The sequence below is a fragment of the Caballeronia zhejiangensis genome (assembly GCF_000698575.1).
GTDB classification, from domain to species: Bacteria; Pseudomonadota; Gammaproteobacteria; order Burkholderiales; family Burkholderiaceae; genus Caballeronia; species Caballeronia zhejiangensis.
Genome location: NZ_JFHD01000002.1, coordinates 79807 through 97090, shown reverse-complemented (window position 1 = coordinate 97090; position 17284 = coordinate 79807). Strand labels below are relative to the sequence as shown.

The following is a 17284-nucleotide window of genomic DNA, read 5'->3' as shown; positions in this document are numbered from 1 at the left end:
CCGCATCGGAGGACAACATGCCGGAGCAGATCTTCCTTTATGGCGTCTACGCCATCCACGTGAGGCCGGTCGAGCTGCAGGGCTCGCGCTGGGACGCGGAGTACGAGATCCGTCATCACGACAAGGCGGTGCAGACGTGGACGACCGTCGGCGGCGACGACGGTCTCGCCGATCGCGCCGAAGCCGTCGAGCTGGCGCATCGGCGCGCGGTGTCGGATATCGAAGCCGGCGCGGGCATTCCCAAGCCGCGCGCGTTTCCCTAACTCTCGCTCGACGAATGCACGACGCCCGCGTGGCTGTTCAGCGCCAGCCGCTCGGCCTCGCGATGATCGATCGCTGACGCGCGCTCGTAGCCCTCGCGCCCGAGCGCGCGTTCGACGTAATCGAAAAGCACGCCCTGCGGCTCGATCAGCTTCGCCCTGAACGCGATCTGCAGCGTGCTCGCCGCGAGAATGTCCGCGGCGGTGAATTGCTCGCCGAGCAGCCACGGCCCCTCTTCCAGCGCGTTTTCGATCGCGTGCTCGACGCGCGCGAGATCGCCCCATCCGAAACTCACCGTGTTGCCTTGCGCGCCGGTCACGCGTTCGGCCATCGCGGGTTCGAGACACGAACCGGTGAAAAACATCCACTGCAGAAAGCGCCCGCGCGACGGATCGTGCAGCGGCACGCCGAGCGTCGTTTCCGGATAGCGATCCGCCAGATACAGCAGCACCGCGCCCGATTCGGCCACGCGCACGCTGCCGTCTTCCAGCGCGGGCAGCTTCGACATCGGATTGACGCGGCAGAAGTTCGGATCGTTCTGCGCGCCGGCTCGGATGTTCACGAACTCCAGTTGATACGGCACGCGCATTTCTTCGAGCATCCACAGCGCGCGAAAGGCGCGCGTCTTCGGCCAGTAAAAGAGCTTCATCGGCTGCAATCGGGTTGGCTGTCGAGGCATTCAGGTTAGCCCTTTCGCGCGCCGACGCCCGATCCGGGTTTACGCGAAGCACGGACAGATCGAGGAAATTTCTCTCGCGTATCTCGAAAATCAGCCCGATGTTTCTCGGCGCGACGGTATTCGCTGCGAGTAAGCAAAAACATTCCGCCTTTGTCGGCAAAGAATGTCGCATTGCCTCGCATACCTACAAGACACGGAGATCTCATGAACGCGCGCGTCCCCGCCGATGCCTTTTTTCCTCCCGCGCTGTCGGACTATCAACTCGGCGACAACCTCTCCGCCACGAAAGGCCGGATCTTCCTCACCGGCACGCAGGCGCTCGTGCGTCTCGTTTTGATGCAGCGCGAACTCGACCGCGCCGCCGGCCTGAACACCGCTGGCTTCATCAGCGGATATCGCGGCTCGCCGCTCGGCATGGTCGATCAGCAACTGTGGAAAGCGAAGAAACCGCTCGCGTCGCACGATGTGCGCTTCTTGCCCGCGATCAACGAGGAACTCGGCGGCACGGCCGTGCTCGGCACGCAGCGCGTGGAATCGGACGCGGAACGCACCGTCGATGGCGTGTTCGCGATGTGGTACGGCAAAGGCCCGGGCGTCGATCGAGCAGGCGATGCGCTCAAGCACGGCAACGCGTACGGCTCGTCGCCGCACGGCGGCGTGCTCGTCGTCGCGGGCGATGACCACGGCTGCGTGTCGTCGTCGATGCCCCATCAGAGCGATCAGACGATGATCTCCTGGCACATGCCGGTGGTGAATCCGTCGAACGTCGCTGACATGCTGGAGTTCGGCATCTACGGCTGGGCGCTGTCGCGCTTTTCGGGCGCGTGGATCGGCTTCAAGGCGATTTCGGAGACGGTCGAATCCGGCTCGACCGTCGATCTCGATGCGCTCAGGCTCGACTGGCAAGCGCCGCAAGATTTCACGCCGCCGGCGGGCGGCCTGCACAACCGCTGGCCCGATCTGCCGAGCCTCACGATCGAAGCGCGTCTCGCCGCGAAGATCGAGGCCGTGCGCCACTTCGCGCGCACGAACAGCATCGACAAGTGGATCGCGCCGAGCCCGCGTGCGAACGTCGGCATCTTGACGTGCGGCAAGGCGCATCTCGATCTGATGGAAGCGCTGCGCCGCCTCGATCTCACCGTCGACGATCTCGACCGCGCGGGCGTGCGGATCTACAAGGTCGGGCTGTCATATCCGCTCGAAACGACGCGGCTCGAGACCTTCGTCGAAGGTCTGAGCGAAGTGCTCGTCATCGAGGAGAAGGGCCCGGTCATCGAGCAGCAGATCAAGGATCATCTGTATAACCGCGTCGACGGCGCGCGGCCGATCGTCATCGGCAAGAACGCTCGCGACGGCGCGCAACTGCTTTCCGCGCTCGGCGAATTGCGTCCGTCGCGCGTGTTGCCGGTGTTCGCGGACTGGCTCGCGCGTCACAAGCCGGCGCTCGATCGCCGCGACAAAGTGGTCGATCTGGTCGCGCCGCAAATCCTGTCGAATGTCGCCGATGCCGTGAAGCGCACGCCCTATTTCTGCTCGGGCTGCCCGCACAACACCTCGACGAAAGTGCCGGAAGGCTCGGTCGCGCAGGCGGGCATCGGCTGTCACTTCATGGCGTCGTGGATGGAGCGCGACACGACCGGTCTCATCCAGATGGGCGGCGAAGGCGTCGACTGGGCGTCGCACTCGATGTTCACGAAAACGCCGCACGTCTTTCAGAATCTCGGCGACGGCACGTACTTTCATTCCGGCATTCTCGCGATTCGTCAGGCCGTGGCCGCGAAGGCGAACATCACGTACAAGATTCTGTATAACGACGCCGTCGCGATGACGGGCGGCCAGCCCGTCGACGGCAGCATTTCCGTGCCGCAGATCGCGCGTCAAGTGGAAGCGGAAGGCATCGCGCTGCTCGTCGTCGTGAGCGACGAGCCGGAGAAATACATTGGTCACGAAGATCAGTTTCCGCGCGGCACGACGTTTCATCATCGCGGCGAGCTCGACGACGTGCAGCGCCGTCTGCGCGACACGCCGGGCGTCACCGTCCTCATCTACGATCAGACGTGCGCCGCCGAAAAGCGCCGCCGCCGCAAGAAAGGCGAGTTTCCCGATCCGGACAAGCGGCTTTTCATCAACGAAGCCGTCTGCGAAGGCTGCGGCGATTGCGGCGTGCAATCGAATTGCCTGTCGGTCGAGCCTGTGGAAACGGAACTGGGACGCAAGCGCCGCATCGATCAGTCGTCGTGCAACAAGGATTATTCGTGCGTGAACGGCTTCTGCCCGAGCTTTGTCACGGTCGAAGGCGCGAAGCTCAAGAAGGCCGAAGGCCACGCGTTCGATCCCGCCGAACTCGCGCGCCGCGTCGATGCCTTGCCGCTGCCGCAAGACCAGCTCGATAACGCGCCGTACGACATCCTCGTGACGGGCGTCGGCGGCACGGGCGTCGTGACGGTCGGCGCGCTTATCAGCATGGCGGCGCATCTGGAAGGCAAGAGCGCGTCGGTGCTCGATTTCATGGGCTTCGCGCAGAAAGGCGGCTCGGTGCTCTCGTTCGTGCGCTTCGCCGCGACCGATGCGCTGCTCAATCAGGTACGCATCGACACGCAACAGGCGGACTTGCTGCTCGCGTGCGACATGGTCGTCGGCGCGAGCCCGGAAGCGCTGCAGACGGTGCGGCACGATCGCACGAAGATCGTCGTGAACACGCACGCGATTCCGAACGCGAGCTTCGTGCAGAACCCCGAAGCGAATCTTCACGCGGATGCGCTGCTCGACAAGATGCGTCACGCCGCCGGCCCCGCCGCGCACGACGCGATGCGCAGTTGCGACGCGCAAGCGCTCGCCCAGCGTTTTCTCGGCGACACCATCGGCGCGAACATTCTGATGCTCGGCTTCGCGTGGCAGCTCGGCCTCGTGCCGCTGTCGCTCGCAGCGTTGATGCGCGCGCTCGAACTGAACAACGTCGCGGTCGCGGCGAACAAGCTGGCGTTTTCGATCGGCCGTCTCGCCGCGCACGACATGAAAGCGCTCGAATCGCTGACCGCTTGGACGCAGCCGAAGCGCATCGTCATGGCGGATATGCCGCTCGCGGAACTCATCGGCGATCGCGAAGCGCGCTTGCTCGCGTATGGCGGCAAGAAGTTCGTCGGGCGCTATCGGTCGCTGCTCGCGAAGGCATCGGCGAATGAGGACGTGAAGCGCGCCATCGCGATTTCGTTCTACAAGCTGCTCGCCGTGAAGGACGAATACGAAGTCGCGCGCCTGCACGCGGACCCGGCGTTCCGCGCCGCGCTCGGCGCGCAGTTCGAAGGCACGGCAGGCTCGGATTACGCGGTGAAGTTCAACTTCGCGCCGCCGGTTCTGTCACACGGCGCGCCGAAGAAGAAAGTGTTCGGCCAGTGGATGTGGCCGGTGCTCGGCGGTCTCGCGAAGTTTCGCGCCCTGCGAGGCACCGCGCTCGACGTCTTCGGACGCACGCTCGAACGCCGCATGGAGCGTCAGCTCGCCGACGACTTCGAGATCACCATGACGCGCGCCTTGTCCCGCCTGAACGCCGACAACGCGAAGGACGTGCAAGCGCTCGCCGCGCTGTTCGAAAAAGTGCGCGGCTACGGACACGTCAAGCTCGCGAACGTCGCGATGGTCAAGCGCAGCGAACGCGACATCGCGGCGCGCATCGACATCGAAGCGGCGACGGGCGACGCGGTGCGCGCCTCCATCGATTCGATGAAGGGCGCGGCATCGCTGAAGGGGATTCCGGTCGTCGTGGCGAAGTAATCAGTCGATATCGTCGGGCAGCCAGTCGATATCGCCGCACAGCACGCAGCGCTTGCCCTGCGCGCGCGTCTCCACGGAGAGCGTGACGCAGGGCATCGCTTCGTTGATCGACAGATACGGCTTCGTCACGTGCACGCGCTCGGGATCGCCGAGCGCCGCGCGGAAGTACGGACGGCGCAGCCAGTTCGCGCCCTGCGCATCGATGAGCGGCAGAAAGCGCGCTTCGTGCGCGGCGCGGTCGGCGCGCAGCACGACGTTGCGGCCGGCCTGCTTGCCGTTCTGATCGAGCAGAAAACAGCGCGCGGCGTTATCGAGCGCGAGGAAATTCCAGCAGACTTCTTCGAGCGGCTCCCCCGCCGCGAGCCGCTCGGCCGCGCGCTCGAACGCGCGGATATACGGCTGAAGCCTCGTCGCGACGCGCCGTTCGCGCGCTTCGGTCTGCAGTCGGTAACGCTCGGTCAGCTCGCCGATCACGTTTTGCGCGTGCGCGCTGTCCGCGAGACCCGGATGCGGCCGCGCGAAGAAAAAGCCCTGCACGAAATCCGCGCCGCTCGCGAGCGCGAGTTGCGCCTCGTGCTCGGTCTCGACGCCTTCGATCAGCACGAGCTTGCCCGCCTGATGCAGCAACGACACGATGCCCGACAGCACCGCCTCCATGTTCTGCCGCTGCTTGAGCGAGCGAGCGGACAGCGGCGCGTGCACGTTGTGGCCGGCGTGCGAAAGCATGACGCGATCGAGTTTGACGATGTCCGGATCGAGCTGCCAGATCCGTTCGATGTTCGTATGTCCCGCGCCGAAATCGTCGAGCGCGATGAGAAAGCCGTGGTCGCGGAACTGCTGCACCGCGAGCGCGAGCCGCTCGATATCCTCGGCGCTTTGCTCGAGCACTTCCAGCACGACGCGGCGCGGCTCGAGATTCAGGCGCTTCAGATTCGCGAGCAGCGCGGCGGCGTGATACGGCTCGGTCAGCGCGCCGGGATGCACGTTGAGAAAGAGCCATTCGTCCTTCGCGCCGAGCATCCTGAAGTTTTCCAGATGCAGCGCCTGCGCGAGCCGGTCGATCTGCAACGCCTCGCCGACGCGCGATGCCTGCCCGAACACATCGAGCGGCGACACCGGGCGATCGAGCGCATCATGCGCGCGCAGCAAGCCCTCGTATCCGACGGCGCGCATGTGCGACAGACTGAACACCGGCTGAAAGACGCTCGATAACGTCAACTCGCCGTGTTCGACCGAATAGCGATCGAAGCCCGATGTCACGCCTAGCTCGAAGCTGCGCGCGGAAACCGTCGTCTTCTCGGGATTTGCGATCATCATGCCGATGCCCTCGCCTGAACGCCGTGGCGAAACGCACTCGGCTGCGTGATGCCCCATACCATTGTCATAAGAACTGCCCTCGGTGATCTCGCCGGGAGTCTCTCTGTCCCGTGGCTTTCGGTAAAGCAAGCTCCATGCGCAGAGCGCGCTGCGCGCAGCCGGTGTTTTGCGTCCCGCGTGCACCGTCAGCAGGCGATTTCAGGTGCACGCGCACCGTCGCGGTGCGAAAGCCGGCGGCGCGTCCGCTGCCCGCATCGCGAGCAAACGCTAAACTTTGCGCTCATCGAAACAATGCTAGACGCCGCGCGCACAGCCGTTCGTGCGTCTGGTGCAGTAGCGCACACATGGAAATCGTTTTTACCGTTCTCATTCTTCTGCTGGCTGTCGCGCTTTCGGGATTCGGACTGAGCCTGCTTCCGATCAAGCTGCCGCTGCCGCTCATCCAGATCGCGATCGGCGCGTGCCTCGCGTGGCCGGGCTTCGCGCTGCACGTCACGTTCGATCCTGAACTTTTCATGCTGCTCTTCATTCCGCCGCTGCTGTTCGCGGACGGCTGGCGCATACCGAAGCGCGAGCTGTACATGCAGCGCCGCGCGATCCTGATGCTTGCGCTCGGGCTCGTGTTCATCACCGTCGGCGTGCTCGGCTATTTCCTGCACGCGATGATTCCGTCGATGCCGCTGCCCATCGCGTTCGCGCTCGCCGCCGTGCTTTCGCCGACCGATGCCGTCGCGCTGACGGGCATCGCCGGGCGCAACCGGATTCCCGCGAACCTGATGCACGTTCTCGAAGGCGAGGCGCTGATGAACGACGCGTCGGGCCTCGTCGCACTCAAGTTCGCGATCGCGGCCGCGCTGACGGGCGTGTTCTCGCTGCGCGACGCGACGGTCAGCTTTTTCATCATCGCGGCGGGCGGGTTGGCGATCGGCGCGGCGATCAGTTGGGCCGTCACCGAGATTCCGTCGCGCCTGCTGAAATTCTCCGACGACGACGATCCCGCCGCGGGCGTCATCCTCACGATCCTGATTCCGTTCGCGTCGTACGTGATGGCCGAGCACGTTGGCTGCTCGGGCATTCTGGCGGCGGTGTCGGCGGGCATGATGATGAACATTCAGAGCTTGCGTGAAGGCATTCCGAGCGCGGTGCGCGTGCGCATGACGAGCACCTGGACGATGATCGAATTCGTCTTCAACGGCATGGTGTTCATCCTGCTCGGGCTGCAGTTTCCACACATCATCGGGCAGGCGCTGATCGAGGCGCATCACGACGGCAACGCGCAGGTGGGGCTGTTGATCGGCTATGTGTTCGCGACGCTGATCGCGCTTTATGCGTTGCGTTTCGTGTGGGTGTATTCGCTGCGCTGGGTCGCCGCGCGCCGTACGGCGAAGCAGGGCCTCGACAGCGCCGCGCCCGGTTTTCGCACGCTGGCGCTGACGACGATCGGCGGCGTGCGCGGTGCCGTGACGCTGGCGGGCGTGCTGTCGCTGCCCGTGACGCTCGCCGGGCGCGATCTGGCGATTTTCATCGCGTCGGCGGTGATTCTGGCGTCGCTCCTGATCGCCGTCGTCGGCTTGCCGCTGATGCTGCGCGGCATCGAGCGCGAGAAGAATCCGCATGCGGTGGAGGAGCGCATGGCGCGTCGCCGCGCGGCGCAGGCCGCGATTCGCGCGATCGACGATACGCATGATGAGCTCATCGAACAGATGGACGAAGCCGCGTCCGCGCGTTGCGCCGATTCGACCGCGCGCGTGATGAGCATGTATCGCAGACGGCTGGAATCGCTCGGCGACGAAGAAGCGTCGCGCAAGGCCGCGAAAAAGAGCGAAATGGTGGAGACGCGGTTGAAGATGGCGGCGTTGCGGGCCGAGCGAGCGGAATTGCTGAAGCTGCGCTCGTTGCAGCATATCAACGATGAAACGCTCAATAAGCTGATGCGGGAGGTGGATCTTTCGGAGACTGCTATTGTGAATCGGAAGCGGGGGAGTGGTGGGTAGGGGCTTTGAGGTTTTTGCCGTGGTCTTGATTCTTGGTGTGTATTGGCCTCGTTCCTGTGTTAAGACTATCTCGCCTCGCCTGAACGCGCAAAAACAACACTGATTCTCCCGTCCGGCGTATCGACTGATTTTCGCAAGAGCGGCGCGTCAAAATTCACACACTTATTAAACGGCTTGCACGATATTCTTCGCATGGCTAACTTAGGCGCGGCTCTTTCGCTCGATGCCCACGACAACAGACGACATACCTGACGCCATCAAGACGCTTGTCACTGCCGAGCCGACGCCGGTCAAGCGCCTGAAGCACATGTGGATAAGCGGTCTGTCCAAACCCGACGGGCACGTGATGCGCGCAGCGGTGAAGGACAGCGAGCCGGAATTGACCTTGCTCGACCTCGATCATGCAATCGGCCTTCCCGGACCGGCCAGCCCGCTGCTGACGCAAGCACTCGCGGCTGAATTGATGCGGTACGGGCAAGGTCCGCAGGTCGTAGTCACGCCTGCCGCCGAAGGTGTCCGGCTGAATTTGATCGGCAAGGACTATGCCCCGCTCGCGCGCCGTCGAGCCGAACCTGAGCCTGATTCGAATGTCGACTTCATACGGCTTCGTTTGCCTGACCGTGTTGCTGCTGATCCTGGGCGAAGCGGGCGAGTTCGGCCCTGGCTAGTTTTGGAGTATCGCGGCCGCGGGGCTAGGCTTTCTGTTGATAATTCAGCCCGCTGCGCAGATCTTCAAGCGGCGCGCAGCGACTCAGGAGTTCTACGAGCGAGCGCGTTCGGGGGGATGAAATCGATCAGGAAGAGCGGATGGATCGGCTGAGGTGGCGACGCGCGCTGTGGCGCGTCGATCGCTGAGCCAGCGCGTCTGCGACGGACGCGCTTGCGCGGTTTGAGGGACGTCATCCACCGATGCCGCCCCGTACGAGCGCAATGTCCTCAAACCCAAGAAATTGAAACCGAGCGGCAAAAACCCTCAAACCACCCCCGCCCCCCGCCGCCGCAACAGCGCATAAAAGATGATAGCGCCGAACGTAGCCGTCCCGATGCCACCGAGAGCGAACCCACCGAGCTTCAGCGTGAAATCCCCGGTCCCGAGCACGAGCGTCACCGCCGCAACGATCAGATTCCGGTTATCCGAAAAATTCACCTTGTTTACGACCCAAATGCGCGCGCCCGTCACCGCGATAAGCCCGAACACGACGATCGACACACCGCCGAGCACCGGCCCCGGAATCGTCTGAATCAGCGCGCCGAACTTCGGCGAAAACCCGAGCACGATCGCGAACAGCGCCGCGATCACGAACACGAGCGTCGAATAGATCTTCGTGACGGCCATCACGCCGATGTTCTCGGCATACGTCGTCACACCGGTGCCCCCGGCAAAGCCCGATGCAATCGTCGCCAGCCCGTCGCCGATGAACGCGCGTCCGATGTACTTGTCGAGACTCTTGCCGGTCATCGCGCCGACAGCCTTGATGTGCCCGAGATTCTCCGCGACGAGAATGATCGCGACCGGCGCGATCAGCGTCATCGCCGGGGCTTCGAAGACAGGCGCGGTGAAGTGCGGCATGCCGAACCACGCAGCGTTCGCGACGATCGAAAAGTCGATCGGCTTGCCCATGCCCATCCCGTTCGTGAGCGCCGCATAAATGATGTACGCGATCGCGAGGCCGATCAGGATCAGCAGCCGCTGCGCCATCCCGCGCGCGAACACCGCGACGCCGCCCACGCACAGCACGGTGACGAGCGCCATCCACGATTCGAAGCTGCTGCCCATCACGCCTTTCACCGCGATTGGCGCGAGATTCAGCCCGATCACGCAGACGATCGCGCCCGTCACGACCGGCGGCATCAGCGCTTCGATCCACTTCGTGCCGACCGCCGCAACGATCAATCCGATGATCGTGTAAGCCACGCCGCACGCAATGATCCCGCCGAGCGCCACCGGTATGTTCAGGTTCGGGCCGTGACCGCTGTATCCCGTCACCGCGATCACGAGGCCAATGAACGCGAAGCTCGAACCGAGATAACTCGGCACGCGCCCGCCGACCAGCACGAAAAACAGCAACGTGCCGATGCCCGACATGAAGATGCACAGATTGGGATCGAAGCCCATCAAGAGCGGCGCGAGCACGGTCGAGCCGAACATCGCGACGACGTGCTGAACGCCCATCGCGATCATCTGCGGCCAGGCGAGGCGCTGGTCGGGCCCGACGACGCGACCCTCCTGGGCGTCCGGCTGGACCGGCCAGCGCGGGAAATAGGAATCGGACATCGGCGGGGCTCCTTGGCGGCGGTGAGGCGCCGCTCCGTGCGGCGCGCTCGATCTGAAAAAATCAGGCGCGAGTGTACGGAGCGGGCTCTCGGGTGGCAAGCGAGCCGATATTACGACCGTTTGGCCGTCGCATGCCCGCGACGCGTCACACTTTTCCCGCGCCGGAGACGTCGCGCTCCAGCTCGAAAACCGCGACCGCGCTCTTCAATTGCTCGGCCTGATCGGCCATCGCGCCCGCCGCGGCGGCGGCCTGTTCGACGAGCGCCGCGTTCTGCTGCGTCACCTCGTCCATCTGCGCGACCGCACGATTCACCTGCTCGATGCCCGCGCTCTGCTCATGCGATGCCGACGAAATCTGCGCCATGATGTCCGTCACGCGCTGCACGGCCTGCGTGACTTCGGCCATCGTCGCGCCGGCACGCTCGGCGAGCGCCGCGCCGCTGTCCACGCGCGCCGTCGACGCTTCGATCAGCTCCTTGATTTCCTTCGCCGACGTCGCGCTCCGCTGCGCGAGCGAGCGCACTTCGCCCGCGACCACCGCGAAGCCGCGCCCTTCCTCGCCGGCGCGCGCCGCTTCCACGGCCGCGTTCAGCGCGAGTATGTTCGTCTGGAACGCGATGCCTTCGATCACCGCGATGATGTCCGTCATGCGCTTCGAGCCCGACGCCAGTTCGCGCATGTTGTCGACGACCTCGCCCACGAGCTCGCTGCCGCGCGCCGATACATCCGACGCGCCGCGCGCGAGCCCGCTCGCTTCGTCCGCGTTGCTCGCGTTCTGCCGCACGGTCTGCGTGAGCTGCTCCATGCTCGACGCGGTTTCTTCCAGCGACGCCGCCTGCTCTTCCGTGCGCTGCGACAGATCGGTGTTGCCCTGCGCGATTTCGCGCGATGCGTACAGGATCGAATCGCTCGAATGCCGAATCCCGCCGACGATGTCCGCGAGCTTCGCGCTCATGTTGCCGAGGCTCGCGAGCATGCTGCTGTCGTCACCGGGACGCGTCACGACGCGCGTCGCCAGATCGCCGCGCGCGATGCGGTCGGCGATATCCGCCGCGTACGCCGGCTCGCCGCCGAGTTGCGCCGACAGACGCCGCCCGATCAGCACCGCGAGCAACGCGCCCGCGACCATCGCGCCGAACACGAGCGCGAGCATCACGACGCGCATCGTTTCATACTCCGATGCCGCGCTGCTGCGCGCCTCGGTCGCGCGCTTGCGCTTGAAGTCGGCGAGACGCTCAAGCGATTCGCGCGCCTTCTCGCTCGCGGCGATCGCGCGCGCGATGAGGCCCATCTGATCGACGTCGACGGGCATCGCTTTCTTGCCCATCTGCATCAGCACGATGTCTTCCCACGCGGCGACGGACTTGCTGGCCGCATCGTAGAGCGCGAGGCTTTCTGCCGAGCGCATCGTCGGGCGCATGCGCTCGAACGCGCGGTGCATGCTGTCGAGCGATCCGGCCATGCCTTCCTTCAGCTTTTCCTTGCCGGCATCGTCGGCGAAAGTGAGGTTGGCGGCGGCGAGGTCCGTGTTGAGCTTGTGCTTGTTGATTTCCTCGACCCAATAGAGGCCGTCCATGTGACGGTCGCCGATTTCCTCGATCAGGAAGTTCATCTTCGCGAGCGAAACCACGCCGGTGGCGCCCACGCACGCAGTGAACAGAATCACGACCGCGAAAGACAGCAAAAGCTTGCTGAGCACGGACAGGCGGTCAAACCATTTCATCGAAGTCTCCTCTTTCACGCCCCGCGGACGACGCCCGCGGACGGCGCGGCGCAAACTTCGGTTCGCGCACAGAGTGGCTTTACGGCGCTCGCTGCAAAATTCTTGAGCGCGTATGAAGGAGATAACGCCGGCGAAATGGACGCTGAAACGAGGACGAAAGAACCGCGAAAGCTCGTCCGAAAGAAATCCGCAAATTGCTGCTAAGTAGCAGACAACCTAAGCAAATTCCTAATTGGGAATTTTCTGATTTGGGCGTCCAACGCTGCAACGTATGCTTTGTCCATGCGTGTTCCATGTACGCGCATGTCGTTGCAACTCTCCGATTTCCGCCCTTGGCACCCGGCTTGGGCGGTTCTTTTTTTGGGCGCCCGTTTTCGTCGATGCGATTTTCGAACGCATCGATATCGAATCGACGCCGAGCTTCCTCGGGCGTCATCCGCCTTACTGCCGCACCGGTTTCTTCGCCAATTTGCGCTGCAGCGTGCGCCGATGCATGTTGAGCGCGCGCGCCGTCGCGGAAATATTGCCGTTGTTCTCCGCCAGCGCGCGCTGGATGTGCTCCCATTCGAGCCGAGCAACCGAAAGCAGCGTCGGGTTCTCGATCGCCTCTTCGGCCGTCTGCTCGCTCGCCTGCTCGTGCAGCGCGGAAAGAATCGACTCGACGTTCGCCGGCTTCGCGAGATAGTTGTCCGCGCCGTCCTTCACCGCCTGCACGGCCGTCGCGATGCTCGCGTAGCCGGTCAGCACGAGAATGCGCGCGTCCGGTTGCAGGTCGCGCAGCGGCGCGACGAGGCGCAGGCCGGAATCGTTGCCCAAGTGAAGATCGACGGTGATCATGCCGAATTTGTGCTGGTTGGCGAGCTTCAGCGCTTCGTCCGCATTGTGTGCCTGATGCGGCGTGAAACCGCGCCGTGTCAGGCCGCGGGCGAGAATGCCGGCAAAGACTTCATCGTCGTCGATGATCAGGAAGTTGGTATCGCTCATGTGTTTCTTCTCCAAAATGCCGCTCGCGTGCGCCTGAGTTCGAGTTCAGGCCGCGCCGCTTCGTTCAGTTCTTGCCGTCTGCGCGGGCGCCGCCACCGCGCCGCGATTCGGCAGGCGCAACACGGCGCACGTGCCGCGCGGCTTGCCGTCGATCAGTTCGATCGAACCTGCGAGCCGCGCCGCCGCCGCGAACGCCAGATATAACCCGACGCCGTGTCCGCCCTGCGTGCTGTCCACCGGTCCGGCGCCCAGCGTGCCGCGCAGCGCGGCAGGAATGCCCGGACCGCGGTCGCACACGTCGAAGCGCACGTAATCCAGTTCGTCGACGGTTTCCGCCGACGCCTGCAGCGTCACCGATTCGCTGCTCGCGCGCGCGGCGTTGTCGAGCAGGATCGTCAAAATCTGTCCGACGGCGACGGCATCGTCGATCGATGCATCCGCGGGCGTCCGGTCGATTTGCGCGAATTTCACCTGCGGATGCCGCAGACGCCATTGCTCGATGAAACTCGACAGCCACTCGTCGAGCGCCTGGCGGCTCGACGGCCCGGTCGCGCGGCTGCGCAGGCGCGCGAGCGCGGACGTGCACAAAGCCATCTGCTGTTCGAGCAATTCGAAATCGGCCGCGTAGGGCGCGAGGTTCTTGTCGTGCGCGGCGGAATCGCGCAATTCCTCCGACAGCATCGCGATGGTCGAAAGCGGCGTGCCCATTTCGTGCGCGACGGTCGCCGCCTGCACGCCGAGCGCGACGGCCCGTTCATCGCGAAGATGACGCTGCTGCGCGTCGGCGAGCGCGGCGTCGCGCACGCGCAGCGCCCGCGACATGCGCGCGACGAACCAGCCGATCAGCACAACGCTCACCATGAAGTTGACCCACAGGCCCGTGCGGAAATAATCAAACAGATTGGCCGGATTCTCGATGTTGAGCGGCACATAGTTGTAACTAAGCAGCGCGTAACAGGTGACGGCGAAGAGCGCGAGGCAGGTCATCATCGTCCACGGCAGGACGGCGGCGGCGATCGCGAGCGACGGCAGATAAAGCGTGACGAACGGATTGGTCGCGCCGCCGGACAGGAACAGCAGCGCCGACAGCGCGCCGAGGTCGACGAGCATCTGCCCGAACAGTTCGAGATTGGTTTCCGGACGCGCCCGCGCGACGCGCATCCAAGTGAGGCCGTTGAAGACCATTTCGAGCGCGATGACGAGCAGCATCGCGGGCAGCGGAAGCTTCGCGCCGAAGAATATCTGGACGACGGCGATGGTCGTCAGCTGGCCGATGATCGCGAGCGAGCGAAGCCAGAAAAGATGACCGAGATTGACCCGTCCGGTGTTGGTTATGCGATGCATCTGATTGAGTGCGTGTTAGCGCGTGCGCGCTCCGTGCGACATTATCCCGTTTGCATCCCGCCTGCTGCGACATCTGGCGCGATTTGTCGCACCTCGGCACGCGCTCTGCTAACTGGAAGTCGTGCCGCGCCCGGCTTCCGTTGTGAGACACGCGGGACACAGACAACGAATGCCGGGCCGCAATCGATCCAGCGGCAACGCGGGCAGCGACGCGCACCAGCACGACGCATCGCCCGCGAGCGCGCCGCAGCGAAACGTCGCGCCGCAGCGTTCGCAAACCTGCGCGCCCGGCGCTTCGCGTTCGTTCGTTTCCGTGGATGGGTTCATCATCTTGTCATCAATGCCGAAACGATGATCGCACGCCGGAACGCCCGCCGGAAAACGTGGCGCGACCGCGGCAATTCGTCCTGCCGCGGAGCGTCGGTCCTGTACAATTCGGCGTGTTTAAACGCTCCTCGCCTCATTTGCCGCCATGTCCGAGCTACCCGACCTCACGCAAATCGCGCCGACCCTGAAGGCTGAAATCCTGGCCGAGGCGCTGCCCTACATCCGTCAGTATCACGGCAAGACGGTCGTGATCAAATACGGCGGCAATGCCATGACCGAAGAGCGCCTTAAGCAGGGCTTCGCGCGCGACGTCATTCTGCTGAAGCTCGTCGGCATCAATCCGGTGATCGTGCATGGCGGCGGCCCTCAGATCGATCAGGCGCTGAAGAAGATCGGCAAGCAGGGCACGTTCATTCAAGGCATGCGCGTCACCGACGAAGAGACGATGGAAGTCGTCGAGTGGGTGCTCGGCGGCGAAGTGCAGCAGGATATCGTCACGCTGATCAATCACTTCGGCGGCCACGCGGTCGGTCTGACCGGCAAGGACGGCGGCCTGATCCACGCGCGCAAGCTGATGATGCCGGACCGCGACAATCCGGGCCAGTTCATCGACATCGGTCAGGTCGGCGAGGTCGAGGCGATCAATCCGGCGGTCGTCAAGGCGCTGCAGGACGACGCGTTCATCCCGGTCATTTCACCGATCGGCTTCGGCGAAGACGGCCTCTCGTACAACATCAACGCGGACCTCGTCGCGGGCAAGCTCGCCGTCGTGCTGAACGCGGAGAAGCTCGTCATGATGACGAACATCCCCGGCGTGATGGACAAGGAAGGCAATCTGCTCACCGATCTCTCCGCGCGCGAGATCGACGCCCTCTTCGCCGACGGCACCATCTCCGGCGGCATGCTGCCGAAGATTTCGTCCGCGCTGGATGCCGCGAAGAGCGGCGTGCGCTCGGTGCACATCATCGATGGCCGCATCGAACATTCGGTGCTGCTCGAAATCCTGACCGAGCAGCCGTTCGGCACGATGATCCGCTCGCATTGAGCTTGTTCCCTTGCTAAAGACGCCCGCCTTCGCGCGGGCGTTCTTACGATAACGGCGCACGATGACCGCGCAACGCATTTCCCGCCGACGCCGCGTCAAGACGCGCGGCCCCGTCTGGCTCTTCGATCTCGACAACACGCTGCATCACGCGTCGCACGCGGTGTTTCCGGCGATCAATCGCGGCATGACGCAGTACATCATGGATCGCCTGAACGTCGACGTCGACGAGGCGAACCGGCTGCGCGTCGGCTATACCGTGCGTTACGGCGCGACGCTGCTCGGGCTCGTGCGGCATCACGGCGTCGATGCCGCCGACTTCCTGCACGAGGTGCACACGTTTCCCGATCTTGCGTCGATGCTGCGCGCCGAACGCGGCCTCACGCGCATGCTGCGCGCGCTGCCCGGACGCAAGATCGTGCTCACCAACGCGCCGACGCTCTACGCGCGCACGGTGCTCGCGGAACTGGGCATCGCGAAGCTGTTCGAGCGCGTGATTGCCATCGAAGACATGCGCAGCGGCCACCATTGGCGCGCCAAGCCGGATGCGCCGATGCTCCGCCACGCGATGCGCCGCGCGCACGTGCGTCTCGAGGACGCGATTCTCGTCGAGGACACGCGCGGGCATCTGAAGTCGTATCGGCGGCTCGGGATTCGCACCGTGTGGATCGTCGGACATCTGCCGGTCGCGAAAACGTCGAACGGCGGGCTGTCGATTCGCAAGCCCGGTTCCGGGCGGCCGCACTATGTGGATCGCACGGTGCGCTCGCTGCGCGCGCTGACGCAATCGCGCCGATTGCCGCTACATCCGAAATAAGCGGCGCGCGAGTATGTCTTCGAGGTCCGAGCGTGCATCGACGACGAGATGCACGTAAATCGTGTCGCCATCGACCTTGTAGATGATGCGGTTCGTGCCGCTCGGCACTTCGTAATAGCCCGACATGCGAAAGTCGACGAGCTCGGGCGGCGTCGAGCCGTTGCGCGGCGCGGCTTCGATCTCGGCAATGGTTTCCGCGAACTTGTTGCGCGTAGCGGCCCACGCCGTGCCGCCGAACTTGTTGATGACATAGCGCCGGAAATCCTGCAGATCCCGACGCACCGGATCCAGGAAAACGGTCTTCATTTGAAGCCTTCCTCGCGGTCCATGCGCTCGATCTCGGCGAAGACATCGCCGGCGCTCACGCAGTGGCCGGCTTCGATGGTCTTCTGTCCCATCGCGAGAATCTTCAGCAAGGCAAGCGTCTGATGCAGGTCTTCATAGGACTGCACATCCTGCACGACAACCCTGCCTTCACCGTTCTGCGTGATGAGCATCGGCTCGCGGCTCTCGACGATATTGCGGATCATCTCGGCCGCGCGGCTCTTCAGGTGACTGAGCGGTCTGACCCGGCTCGGTTTCATGTCCTTTCCTCGGGACGACGAGGCGATTAGACAATATAGACGCTAAAGCGGGCCGCATCCAAGGCGCGGCAGATGGCGGCATTATTGACGGCGTTATGACGTTTTCCGCTATACTTCCCCGCTAACGAGATTTTCTCGAACATGAACAGTGCGCCGATTTGCTGAC

The 17284-nt window shown here is 64.3% G+C and carries 15 protein-coding genes; 6 read left to right on the top strand and 9 right to left on the bottom strand.

Annotated elements, in window-relative coordinates; genetic code table 11:
• Positions 1-17 precede the first annotated feature (17 nt).
• Positions 18-263 carry a hypothetical protein gene (locus BG60_RS03865; protein ID WP_008351976.1) on the top strand — a complete coding sequence of 82 codons (246 nt, stop codon included), beginning with the start codon at positions 18-20 and terminating at the stop codon, positions 261-263.
• Here BG60_RS03865 and BG60_RS03860 read toward each other — a convergent pair.
• On the bottom strand, positions 260-910 hold the full coding sequence (locus tag BG60_RS03860) for a glutathione S-transferase family protein (protein ID WP_034470349.1): 651 nt from the start codon (positions 908-910) through the stop codon (positions 260-262). The genes BG60_RS03865 and BG60_RS03860 overlap by 4 nt on opposite strands.
• Positions 911-1144: 234 nt before the next feature.
• Here BG60_RS03860 and BG60_RS03855 point away from each other — a divergent pair, with 234 nt between their 5' ends.
• Entirely contained in the window at positions 1145-4711 is a 3567-nt protein-coding gene (locus tag BG60_RS03855) for an indolepyruvate ferredoxin oxidoreductase family protein (RefSeq protein WP_034470347.1), read from the top strand.
• Here the strand turns inward: BG60_RS03855 and BG60_RS03850 are convergent, their stop codons facing one another.
• Positions 4712-6028: an EAL domain-containing protein gene (locus BG60_RS03850; RefSeq protein ID WP_008351986.1), complete on the bottom strand. Its 1317-nt coding sequence runs from the start codon at positions 6026-6028 to the stop codon at positions 4712-4714.
• Between the two features lie 344 nt (positions 6029-6372).
• Here BG60_RS03850 and BG60_RS03845 point away from each other — a divergent pair, with 344 nt between their 5' ends.
• A complete protein-coding gene (locus tag BG60_RS03845; protein WP_008351988.1) occupies positions 6373-8022 on the top strand; it encodes a Na+/H+ antiporter in 1650 nt (549 codons plus the stop codon).
• Between the two features lie 223 nt (positions 8023-8245).
• Entirely contained in the window at positions 8246-8842 is a 597-nt protein-coding gene (locus BG60_RS03840) for a hypothetical protein (RefSeq protein WP_034470345.1), read from the top strand.
• Between the two features lie 153 nt (positions 8843-8995).
• Here the strand turns inward: BG60_RS03840 and BG60_RS03835 are convergent, their stop codons facing one another.
• The 5 genes from BG60_RS03835 to BG60_RS03815 form a co-directional block, all read right to left on the bottom strand.
• Positions 8996-10297 carry a solute carrier family 23 protein gene (locus tag BG60_RS03835; protein WP_034470340.1) on the bottom strand — a complete coding sequence of 434 codons (1302 nt, stop codon included), beginning with the start codon at positions 10295-10297 and terminating at the stop codon, positions 8996-8998.
• A 145-nt stretch (positions 10298-10442) separates the two neighbouring features.
• Positions 10443-12020, bottom strand: coding sequence for a methyl-accepting chemotaxis protein (locus tag BG60_RS03830; RefSeq protein WP_034470753.1), 1578 nt, complete (start codon positions 12018-12020; stop codon positions 10443-10445).
• Between the two features lie 441 nt (positions 12021-12461).
• Positions 12462-13004: a response regulator transcription factor gene (locus tag BG60_RS03825; RefSeq protein ID WP_008351997.1), complete on the bottom strand. Its 543-nt coding sequence runs from the start codon at positions 13002-13004 to the stop codon at positions 12462-12464.
• 45 nt (positions 13005-13049) lie between these two features.
• The gene (locus BG60_RS03820) at positions 13050-14348 is read right to left on the bottom strand and encodes an ATP-binding protein (protein ID WP_008351999.1); all 1299 of its coding nucleotides are present in this window, start codon (positions 14346-14348) and stop codon (positions 13050-13052) included.
• Between the two features lie 108 nt (positions 14349-14456).
• Entirely contained in the window at positions 14457-14678 is a 222-nt protein-coding gene (locus tag BG60_RS03815; RefSeq protein WP_008352000.1) for a cysteine-rich CWC family protein, read from the bottom strand.
• A gap of 142 nt (positions 14679-14820) precedes the next feature.
• Between BG60_RS03815 and argB the strand changes: the two genes are divergently transcribed.
• Positions 14821-15720: an acetylglutamate kinase gene (gene argB, locus BG60_RS03810; RefSeq protein ID WP_008352001.1), complete on the top strand. Its 900-nt coding sequence runs from the start codon at positions 14821-14823 to the stop codon at positions 15718-15720.
• A 61-nt stretch (positions 15721-15781) separates the two neighbouring features.
• Positions 15782-16534: a pyrimidine 5'-nucleotidase gene (locus BG60_RS03805; RefSeq protein WP_008352002.1), complete on the top strand. Its 753-nt coding sequence runs from the start codon at positions 15782-15784 to the stop codon at positions 16532-16534.
• Here the strand turns inward: BG60_RS03805 and BG60_RS03800 are convergent.
• Both BG60_RS03800 and BG60_RS03795 read right to left on the bottom strand, forming a co-directional pair.
• A complete protein-coding gene (locus tag BG60_RS03800) occupies positions 16520-16840 on the bottom strand; it encodes a type II toxin-antitoxin system RelE/ParE family toxin (protein WP_008352003.1) in 321 nt (106 codons plus the stop codon). The two genes, BG60_RS03805 and BG60_RS03800, sit on opposite strands and share 15 nt — an antisense overlap.
• Positions 16837-17118 (bottom strand): type II toxin-antitoxin system Phd/YefM family antitoxin, encoded by a 282-nt coding sequence (locus BG60_RS03795; RefSeq protein WP_034470337.1) that lies wholly within the window; start codon positions 17116-17118, stop codon positions 16837-16839. Before BG60_RS03795 ends, BG60_RS03800 begins: the two co-directional genes overlap by 4 nt.
• Between the last annotated feature and the right edge of the window lie 166 nt (positions 17119-17284).